The organism is Blautia sp. DFI.9.10 (assembly GCF_024461705.1).
GTDB lineage: Bacteria > Bacillota > Clostridia > Lachnospirales > Lachnospiraceae > Blautia_A > Blautia_A fusiformis.
In genome coordinates, this window is the sequence record NZ_JANGAA010000006.1 from 142843 (window position 1) to 151155 (window position 8313).

Consider the following 8313-nt stretch of genomic DNA (forward strand, 5'->3'; position numbering starts at 1 on the left):
CACCGCAATTCCCATTCTTTACAAAATCTTTATGATTCGTTATAGTAGTTCTTAAGAATTGGCCCTGTATCCAAAATTTTCAGGTATCTCACACACGGAAAGCTTTCTGTTTCACCGTAGACTTTACCTGTATGCTCCAACAGGGCAAAGGAGGAAACAACATGCAAGCATCTGCTCAGCTAAAAGAGCTTCTTCACAGCATCAACCGCAAAAGCTATCCTGCATACAAGTCTCTGCGGGGTGCATACCAGTTTGACCGTTATATTTTGTCCATTGACCACGTACAGGGGGATCCTTTTGCCTCTCCCTCTCACATCAGTGTGAAGCTTTCCCACCGAGACACCGGATTTCCGGCAGAATATTATAAGGATTCCCTGACCCGCATCACACTGGGAGACTTTCTGAACCGCCAGTTTGAACAGCAGGTAAACCGTTATACCTTCCGTGCAAAGGGCTCCGGAAAAAGCGGCCTGATCTCAGTAAGCCACTGTGGTCAGGAGGTTCTTGCACGTACCGCCTGTGAAATAACGGAAAAAGGCATCACTGCCCGTTTTTTCATCGGTTTCCCGGCCAATGGCAGAACCATCAACTCTCCCGAACTGGAAAAAATCCTCTTCGATTTTCTTCCGGTCTGTGTTCACAAGGCTTTTTTTTACCGGAATCTTGACCCGGAAGCGCTGAGAAAAGCCATCTGCCTTGCCGAAGATCAGGCATTTATCCGTCAGGAGCTGAAAAAACGTTCTCTGGCTGCCTTTGTCAGTGACGGCGCTATCCTCCCCAGGGAAAGCGGCATCTCTTCACGCCCGATGAAAAACTCTGTTCCTTTTGTTTCTCCGGAAAGCCTGAGGGTTTCCATGGAGCTGCCCCACAGAGGACCCATCACAGGCATGGGCATTCCCTGCGGCATCACCTTGATCGTAGGTGGCGGCTACCATGGCAAATCCACCTTACTTAACGCACTGGAGCTGGGAATTTACGATCACATTTCCGGCGATGGCCGGGAGTATGTCATTACTGATCCTTCTGCCCAGAAGCTTCGCTCTGAGGACGGCCGTTTTATCAAAGATGTGGACATTTCTCTTTTTATCAACGATCTTCCAAATAAAAAAGACACCCTCTGCTTTTCTACAGAGGATGCCAGCGGCAGTACTTCACAGGCTGCCGGTATCGTGGAAAGTATGGAAGCAGGAAGTAAAGTCTTTCTCCTTGACGAGGATACCTCTGCCACCAACTTTATGGTCCGTGATTCCTTCATGCAGCGGGTGATCTGCCGGGAAAAGGAGCCCATCACTCCATTTCTGGAACGTGCGCGGGATCTCTATGAAAAGGCAGGGATCTCCACTATCCTGGTTGCCGGAAGCTCCGGAGCTTTTTTCCATATTGCGGATACTGTGATCCAGATGGATAATTATCATCCGGTGGACATCACAGCAGTCACCAAAAAGCTCTGTCAGGAATATCCTCTCTCAGACATTGAGGCCCCTGCATTCCGCCTTCCGGGAAGCCATCGCATCATGACCAAGGCCAAAGTGACTCCATCCCGCCACAGCCGTCCCGGACAGCCGGAAAGACTGAAAACCAAGGTTCACGGCAAAGATGGCTTTTCTCTTGGAAAAACCGAAGTGGATCTCCGCTATGTGGAGCAGCTGATCGACTCCGAGCAAACTGCATCCCTGGCGTTGCTTCTGAAATATGCCTGCGAACATCTCATTGACGGAAAACGTACTCTGCCGGAGATCATCACTTATCTGGATACTCAGCTGAAAAGGCAGGGATTGTCCTTCTTCTCGGAAGGCTCTTATATTCCATGCGGTTATGCCATGCCCAGGATCCAGGAAATATATTCCTGCTTTAACCGCTATCGCAGGCCGTAGCTGTGCCTGAAGCTGTATATCCAATAAATCTCAGACAACCAAAAAACGCTGCCGATAAACATTGGAAATCTTTATCTCCTCTGTCATTCGGCAGTTTTTTTCTGCAATGCAAAACCACCGTCCTGTCGGCTCTGTCTTGCCAATGGAACGGTGGTTTATCTTCATACATATTTTAGGGAAAGGAAAGAGTTTTTCTTAAGAGCTTCTGTTCTCTTAAGATGTTTATATCATACAGGATAAATGTGAGAGAAATTTGTACAATTTCTAATAAATTTATAAAATTTATTAACGAAGTCTAATCATTTTCCAAAATAATCCTGCTGATCATTATTTACCATGGTCTTCCGAAAAAAGCCGAAATATTACAGCCGTTTCTTTCGCTTTTTAGTCGTGTCTCTGCTCTTTGTTATCATATGTCTCACAGAATCTGGCAGCAAAAGCCGGCGGCTCCTGATGCGCATACAAATGAGAAATGTCTCCAAAAGAGCTCATACGGAAGGACGCGATCCCTTTTCGCCTCTCCTCTGTAACAATGGTGCTCACCGATGACGGCGCCGCACAGAAATTCTGCAGCATCACCAGCGGAGAGATACTGAGAAGATAGCTGATGAGTACACAGCTTACACCGAAATGGCAGAAAAACACAAGCGTATCTTCATTGGCTTTTTCTGCTCTGTAATAATGTCCTTCCCGCACATAGCCATGCTCTGCCAGAACTTTTTCAAAATTCTGTGTGACCCAGTCATACTCTTCTTTCATTTTTCCCTCTCGCAGGATGTCATTATCCCACCAGCGGTCAAAGCTGTAGAAATTTTCGATCTTCGTCCAGTCCTGGGGAAGCCAGTCCCAGGGAATGATCTTTTCCCCATGAAGATCCGGTCTTCTGATCTTTACGTCGAATTCTCTCAGCCACTTGCATTCTGTAGCTGTTCTTCCGTTTTTCTTCAGTGTGCAGGATGCGGTATCCTTTGCTCTTCCAAGCGGAGAAACATAAAAATCCCTGACATCAAGAGCTGCGATCTTTTCAGAAAGAAATTCCGCTTCCTTCCAGCCCTTTTCGGTCAGGGAATCTATTGTGTAATCCGGGTCTCCATGTCGTATAAAAAGTAATTTCATCTTTTGGTATCCTCCATTTCATAACCTGGATTTCCATTATATTCTTATTTTTTCAGTTGTCAATTCCTGATAGCTTCTGCTGCAGGAATCAAACCTGATCCGCGGTTTCTCCATGGAGCACAGCCTGCTGCTCCCTCAGCTCATAAACTGCCTTTTTCAATGCCTGAAAGCTCTCCTCACTGATTATGTGCTCGATCCTGCAGGCATCATGAATCGCTGTTTTTTCCTGGACTCCCAGTATCATCAGCCAGGAAGAGATCAGCTGATGACGTTCATATACCTTATCGGCAATCTTATGTCCGTCCTCTGTTAGACGGATATCTCCGTTGTCGGCTACTGTGATGAGATTTTTCTGGCGAAGATTCTTCATGGCAACACTGACACTCGGTTTCTTAAAGCCCATCTCTGCCGCGATATCCACAGCTCTTACAAGAGAACTCCTGTTTCCAAGGATCAGGATCGTTTCCAAATAATCTTCAGATGATTCATTTGATCTCACGTTATTTACACCTCCCTCGGTTTGTTAAAACTAACCAAGTTAATCATAACATACTTTAGGAGAATGAGCAATGGTTTTTAATGCTTTCTGTTTAGTTCTGCCTCAATTGCCAGAAGGCACTGGCTGGAACATATCTGCAGAATTCTAGAAATTTCCAGGAGTTTTTCCCTGGAGCAGTTTCCCCGGAGCAGTTCACAATATCCCTGAAATTTCATCTGTACCAGGATATGTACCAGCTCGTGATCAACTTCTTGTCCACATTCCTTTTGAAAACGTTCATTAAGGATCTGCTCCATTTTCGTACAGGCATCCTCACGGAAATTCACATATCTGGTACCTTCAGCTCCATCTATGAGGATTTTTGCGATGTCCCTGTTTTCCCAGATAAATTCCATAAGTATCCTGTCATATTCTTCCGGATGCAGTTGTTTTTCCTGATCCGTAAAGTCTCCCATGATCCGCTTCAGATCCTCTACCGTCTCTTCCACGATTTCTTCAAAAAGAGCTGCTTTACTTTCAAAAAAGAAATATAGCGCTCCCGTAGTCACATCTGCTTTTTTGCAGATCGCACGAAGAGAAGCCTTCAGAAATCCCCTGTCTCTGAATTCTTCCTTCCCCGCTTCCAGAAGTCTGCTCCGCACAGCATTTTCTGATTTTTCCATATTTTACGCACTCCATCATTTTTCCTGCATTCCGCTTTGCAGGAAAATTCCGCTTATTTCTGACCAGCTGTTAATTTTTTAGCAATCTGATCTTACTGATATTTTACCTTAAATCGCTGAAAAAAGAAAGTATTTTGTACCCCGTGTCAATCTGTCATCGGGGAATCTCCACGGTCTGTAACGATTTCATAGCCTACAGACTCCACACGTCTGGTAAGGCACCCTCTGCACTCTGCTGCTTCCTCGCCTGTACAGATCTTGTTATCATAAAGCTCATACTGTTTACGGTTCTTCACCGGAGAAAGATTGGGCATTACTACATTTGCACCCGCCTGAAAACCCTTTTCCCTGCCTCTGGGGTCCAGGGTCCCCAGTGCTGTGGTTGCCGGAAGAAGTACCTGTGGAAGCAGGATCCGGATGACAGACAGCAGAAACAGTGTCAGATCCACACTTCCTGCCGGTTCCTCTGCAAATTTCGTATCATGGTGCGGGACAAATGGTCCGATCCCCACCATATGCGGATTCAGGTCTTTAAGAAAAACAAGGTCTTCCGCCAGATACTCCAGCGTCTGTCCCGGCGCACCTACCATAAATCCGGCACCTATCTGATATCCCAGTTCCTTCAGGGTATAAAGACACTGTTTACGGTTTGTAAGACTTAAACTCTCCGGATGAAGATAACGATAATGTTCCTCACTGGCCGTCTCATGACGGAGTAAATAGCGGTCTGCTCCGGCATCTTTAAATCTCTGATAGCTTTCTTTTGATTTCTCCCCAATGGACAGCGTGATCGCACAGTCCGGATATCCCTGTTTGATGGACCGGATGATGTCAACCATCCGGTCATCATTAAACCATGGGTCTTCCCCTCCCTGGAGCACAAATGTCCGAAATCCCAGCTCATAGCCATTCTCGCAGCACTGCAGGATTTCCTCCTTCGTAAGGCGGTAACGGCTGGCATTCCTGTTAGAACGGCGGATCCCGCAGTAATAGCAGTCATTTCTGCAGTAATTGGTAAATTCTATCAGACCTCTTGTATATATTTTATTTCCAAAATATTTTTTCTGTATACGGACAGCCTCTTCCCGAAGCAGACGAACCGCATCCGGATCCTGGTATAAGTGCAGAAGTTCCGGATATTCTTCCTTTGTCAGCTGTCCTTCTTTTATAAATTTTTCAACGATCCCCATACTTTATCTGTCCTTCTCTTTTATTTACAAAACTATCTGTAAAAAATATTTTATCACAAAAAACAGATATTGCACAATATAAGTATACATGCAATATCTGTTCTTACAGAATGGTTACTGTTCATTCCGTTCTCAGTAACACAGAATGATCCAATTTTTATTTAATAAGATCCTTTACAACCTCACCGGCAATGATCAGTCCCACTACGGAAGGCACAAAGGCATTACTTCCCGGTACCTGACGTCTCTGAGTACATTTTCTTTCTGTTCCCGGAGGACAGATGCAATGAGACTTGCAGCTGATCGCCATATCATCAATTGGAGTCATTGGCTTCTCCTGTGAGTAAACCACCTTCAGTTTTTTGATTCCTCTTTTTTTCAGTTCACGGCGCATGACCTTTGCAAGGGGACAGACGGACGTTTTATAAATATCTGTCACTATAAAACCTGTTGGATCCATCTTATTTCCGGCCCCCATAGAGCTGATGATCGGTGTTCCTGAAGCCTTTGCCTGCTCTACGAGCATCAGCTTTCCGGTTACAGTGTCGATTGCATCGACTACATAATCATACTGGGAAAAATCAAAGGAATCCGCTGTCTCCGGCACATAAAATGTTTTGTGGATATTTACAACTGCATCCGGATTAATTTCAAGAATACGTTCTCTGGCCACGTCAACTTTATATTTCCCTACGGTCTTTCTTGTTGCGTAAATCTGGCGATTGATATTGGTGAGACATACTTTATCATCATCAATGAGATCCAGGGTACCTACGCCACTTCTGACCAGTGCTTCCACCGTATATCCGCCAACACCGCCAATTCCGAATACTGCGACTCTGGAATTTTTCAGCTTTTCCATTCCTTCTTTTCCGATTAATAATTCTGTTCTTGAAAACTGATTCAGCATTTTCTGACTTCTCCTTATATTCTTTCCATGTATATTTATACTGACAACGGATATATTTTTTATATCTGTCCGATTTGTTTTACAACTGTCAGGATTCTATCATGGGAAAATAGCCTTGTCAATATCCCTACCAATAAGCTAGGAATATTTTCCCGTTTTCATCAATAAATTTTATGATACAAAAAAAGATCCCTGAAAAAGGAATCTTACTGATACTGCGGGTAGCCGGACTTGAACCGGCACGGAGTTGCCCCCGAGAGATTTTAAGTCTCTTGTGTCTGCCTATTCCACCATACCCGCATATTCAATTAATTTGTTCAAAAATGGGGCCTATAGGGCTCGAACCTATGACCCTCTGCTTGTAAGGCAGATGCTCTCCCAGCTGAGCTAAGACCCCAAATATGAACGACCCAGAAGAGACTCGAACTCTCGACCTCCGCCGTGACAGGGCGGCGCTCTAACCAACTGAGCCACTGGGCCATACAAAATATAAAACTTTTAAAATGGACCTTCGGGGACTCGAACCCAGGACCGACCGGTTATGAGCCGGTTGCTCTAACCAACTGAGCTAAAGGTCCAAAAAGCCGATGATCGGACTCGAACCGATAACCTGCTGATTACAAATCAGCTGCTCTGCCAATTGAGCCACATCGGCGTATTAAACACCAAATGTTGAATCGAGTCAATGAATATCCAGTTTAGTTTTAAGTGACTCCAAGGGGATTTGAACCCCTGTTACCGCCGTGAAAGGGCGGTGTCTTAACCGCTTGACCATGGAGCCATATTTCTTTTTTATGTTTCGCTGTTTTGTATTTCCCTCAGCGACGAGTTAAATAATACCATACCTTTTTTATAATTGCAAGCTTTTTTTTGAAAAATTTCAATTTTTTTTACAAAGCCGGAAAACAGGCCGAAAAGCCTTATAAAATGGGCTTTCCAAGGGTTTGTATTTCCTTTCTCAAACCCTACCCGGAAAAATTTTTTCTGTTTTTTTCAAACATTGACATTATTTTTTCTCTGTATATAATTGAAAGTATGATGACTTAAAAAATCATATGAAAGGATGACAATAATGAAAGTTTTATTACTCAACGGCAGTCCTCGCAAAGAAGGCTGCACTTATACAGCTCTTACAGAGATCGCAGAAACCTTAAAGAAGAACGGTGTGGGGGCAGAAATCTTCCAGGCCGGGGATCCTTCTCAGGAAAACGTTGCTGCCGCAGCTGCCATTATGAAAGAGGCTGACGCCCTTATTGTTGGTTCTCCGGTTTACTGGGCTTCTCCTTCCGGACAGATCATCGAATTCATGGATAAATTCGCTTCCAAGGCCGGAAAGGATATGATCCACAAGCCTGCCGCAGCTGTTGCTTCCGCAAGACGTGCCGGTACTACTGCTACTCTGGATGTTCTGATCAAATACTTTACCTATCATCAGATGCCTGTCGTGTCCGGAAACTACTGGACAATGGTTCACGGCAATACCCCGGATGACGTCAGAAAAGACGCTGAAGGCCTCCAGATCATGCGTACGTTAGGCAATAACATGGCATGGCTGTTAAAATGTATTGAAGCCGGTAAAAAGGCCGGTATCGACGCTCCGGAGACAGAGCAGAAAATCATGACTAATTTCATTCGATAAGCCAGAATTTCTTTGTCATAGCTTTATAAATTTATTGATTATCTCTAACAGTCAATATTTCTATTTGTAGTTACAAAAATAAACGTGCAGATATAAATGTATCTTATTTATATCTGCACGTTTTTACATCCTTATCCTGTCACAGATCAAGCATAAAAAAATCCCATAAACTTTACATTTACAGGAAACAAAAAAAACTCCCCCTGTTGGACTCGAACCAACGACACTGCGGTTAACAGCCGCATGCTCTACCGACTGAGCTAAGGAGGATTACTTAAATATTTAATTAAGGTTTGTACCTTAAAAACTACATACATGCCTGTTGATCGTTAATCAAACTCTTTGAATCAATTCTTAACCTGCGTTTCTTGGTCAAGCCCTCACCCGATTAGTAACAGTCAGCTCCATGTGTTACCACACTTC

General features: G+C 44.3%; 7 protein-coding genes and 7 tRNA genes. 2 read left to right on the forward strand and 12 right to left on the reverse strand.

The genetic code is table 11. The annotated features are described in order from the left end of the window. The first annotated feature begins 161 nt into the window (after positions 1 to 161). Positions 162 to 1874 (forward strand): ABC-ATPase domain-containing protein, encoded by a 1713-nt coding sequence (locus NE671_RS05805; protein ID WP_256163766.1) that lies wholly within the window; start codon positions 162 to 164, stop codon positions 1872 to 1874. 384 nt (positions 1875 to 2258) lie between these two features. Here the strand turns inward: NE671_RS05805 and NE671_RS05810 are convergent, their stop codons facing one another. From NE671_RS05810 to NE671_RS05860, 11 genes are all read right to left on the reverse strand, one after another. After that, a complete protein-coding gene (locus NE671_RS05810; protein WP_256163767.1) occupies positions 2259 to 2990 on the reverse strand; it encodes a histidine phosphatase family protein in 732 nt (243 codons plus the stop codon). An 88-nt stretch (positions 2991 to 3078) separates the two neighbouring features. Further along, positions 3079 to 3489, reverse strand: a complete 411-nt coding sequence (locus tag NE671_RS05815) for a metal-dependent transcriptional regulator (RefSeq protein WP_021650250.1) — start codon at positions 3487 to 3489, stop codon at positions 3079 to 3081. Between the two features lie 77 nt (positions 3490 to 3566). Continuing rightward, the gene (locus tag NE671_RS05820; protein ID WP_114002081.1) at positions 3567 to 4151 is read right to left on the reverse strand and encodes a TetR/AcrR family transcriptional regulator; all 585 of its coding nucleotides are present in this window, start codon (positions 4149 to 4151) and stop codon (positions 3567 to 3569) included. A 146-nt stretch (positions 4152 to 4297) separates the two neighbouring features. Next, on the reverse strand, positions 4298 to 5341 hold the full coding sequence (hydE, locus tag NE671_RS05825; protein WP_015527487.1) for a [FeFe] hydrogenase H-cluster radical SAM maturase HydE: 1044 nt from the start codon (positions 5339 to 5341) through the stop codon (positions 4298 to 4300). Positions 5342 to 5498: 157 nt separating this feature from the next. Beyond that, positions 5499 to 6251: a tRNA threonylcarbamoyladenosine dehydratase gene (locus NE671_RS05830; RefSeq protein ID WP_059086183.1), complete on the reverse strand. Its 753-nt coding sequence runs from the start codon at positions 6249 to 6251 to the stop codon at positions 5499 to 5501. A 216-nt stretch (positions 6252 to 6467) separates the two neighbouring features. Then, positions 6468 to 6551: transfer RNA gene (locus tag NE671_RS05835), tRNA-Leu, on the reverse strand. 24 nt (positions 6552 to 6575) lie between these two features. Continuing rightward, positions 6576 to 6648: transfer RNA gene (locus NE671_RS05840), tRNA-Val, on the reverse strand. Between the two features lie 9 nt (positions 6649 to 6657). After that, positions 6658 to 6731 (reverse strand) — tRNA-Asp (locus tag NE671_RS05845). Positions 6732 to 6755: 24 nt separating this feature from the next. After that, a tRNA-Ile gene (locus NE671_RS05850) sits at positions 6756 to 6829 on the reverse strand. A 4-nt stretch (positions 6830 to 6833) separates the two neighbouring features. Next, a tRNA-Thr gene (locus NE671_RS05855) sits at positions 6834 to 6906 on the reverse strand. 54 nt (positions 6907 to 6960) lie between these two features. Next, positions 6961 to 7032, reverse strand: a tRNA-Glu gene (locus tag NE671_RS05860). Between the two features lie 291 nt (positions 7033 to 7323). Between NE671_RS05860 and NE671_RS05865 the strand changes: the two genes are divergently transcribed. After that, positions 7324 to 7890 carry a flavodoxin family protein gene (locus NE671_RS05865; RefSeq protein WP_015524308.1) on the forward strand — a complete coding sequence of 189 codons (567 nt, stop codon included), beginning with the start codon at positions 7324 to 7326 and terminating at the stop codon, positions 7888 to 7890. A gap of 197 nt (positions 7891 to 8087) precedes the next feature. Here NE671_RS05865 and NE671_RS05870 read toward each other — a convergent pair. Then, a tRNA-Asn gene (locus NE671_RS05870) sits at positions 8088 to 8160 on the reverse strand. Between the last annotated feature and the right edge of the window lie 153 nt (positions 8161 to 8313).